Source organism: Kitasatospora sp. NPDC008050 (genome assembly GCF_042957465.1).
Classification (GTDB): Bacteria; Actinomycetota; Actinomycetes; order Streptomycetales; family Streptomycetaceae; genus Kitasatospora.
Genome location: NZ_JBIBIJ010000074.1, coordinates 1 through 1262 on the forward strand (window position 1 = coordinate 1; position 1262 = coordinate 1262).

General features: G+C 70.6%; 2 protein-coding genes. Both read left to right on the forward strand.

Going from position 1 to position 1262, the window contains the following annotated elements; genetic code table 11:
* On the forward strand, window positions 1-225 hold a 225-nt coding region (locus tag ACFZB9_RS36920), incomplete at its 5' end, for an acyl carrier protein (RefSeq protein WP_391454549.1).
* A 143-nt stretch (window positions 226-368) separates the two neighbouring features.
* Window positions 369-1262, forward strand: an 894-nt coding sequence (locus ACFZB9_RS36925; protein ID WP_391454551.1) for a polyketide synthase, incomplete at its 3' end; no start/stop codon positions are given.

Sequence of the window (1262 nt, forward strand, 5' to 3'; positions counted from 1 at the left end):
GGCCTGGACTCGCTGGTGCTGATCGAGGTGGTCGCCCGGCTCGGCGAGGAGCTGGACTTCGCCGTCCCGGCCACCTCCTTCGTCGAGTTCCCGACCATCCGCAGCTTCGTCGACAACCTCGCCGAACTGATGGGCTTCGCCCCCGACCTCCAACCCGGCGCGGCGCCGGCCCCCGCGGTCCGCACCTCCCGCCGCGCCCAGCGCGCCGCGGCCCGGCAGGACTAGGGACTGCCCGGCGGATCCTGCCCGGCAGGATCCGCCGGTCAGGTATCGACTCCTCCCCTCCGTGTTCCCTACCCGTCGTCCCAGCGGCGGTAGACACCGGGCCCGTTGACCCTGTGCCCGATGACCTTGTGAGAGAGAGAACTGTGGACGACAAGCGGAAGCTGCTGCTGAGCCTGCTGGCCCGGGGCGCCGGTACCCCGGCCCCGGTGAGTGAGGGTGTGGCGATCGTCGGTGTCGCGGGCCGTTACCCGCTGGCCGGGACGGTGGGCGAGTTGTGGGACAACTTGCTCGCGGGGCGGCACTGCGTCCGGGAGGTGCCCGCCGACCGCTGGGACGCCGACGCGCACTTCGATCCCAGTGGGGTGCGTGGCAGTTACAGCAAGTGGGCCGGGTTCATCGACGATGTCGACAAGTTCGACCCGCTGTTCTTCCAGATCTCGCCCGCGGACGCGGAGGCGATGGATCCGCAGGAGCGGCTCTTCCTGCAGACCGCGGCGGCCACGTTGGATGACGCCGGTTACCCGGCGGCCACTCTCGCGGCGCAGGGCCGGGTGGGGGTGTTCGTCGGGGTGATGAACAGCAACTACGAGTGGATGGGTGGGGAGGCGAACGCGCTGGGGGTGGCGAGTGAGGCGCATTCCAACCACTGGTCGATCGCCAACCGGGTCTCCTACACCTTCGACTTCACCGGTCCCAGCCTGGCGGTCGACACCGCCTGCTCGGCGTCGCTGACCGCGATCCACCTCGCGTGTGAGAGCCTGCGCACGGGGGAGTGCGCGGCGGCGATCGCGGGCGGGGTCAACCTGATCCTGCATCCCATGCACCTGCGTACCCTGGCGCAGCGCGGGATGATCGCGCACGACGACCGGCTGAAGAGTTTCGGCGCGGACGCGGACGGCTTCGTCGACGGGGAGGGCGTGGGCGCGGTGCTGCTCAAGCCGCTGGCCCGGGCGCTGGCCGACGGTGACCGGGTGCTCGGGGTGATCCGCGGATCGAGTATCAACTCCGGTGGCAAGACCGGTGGTTACACCGTGCCG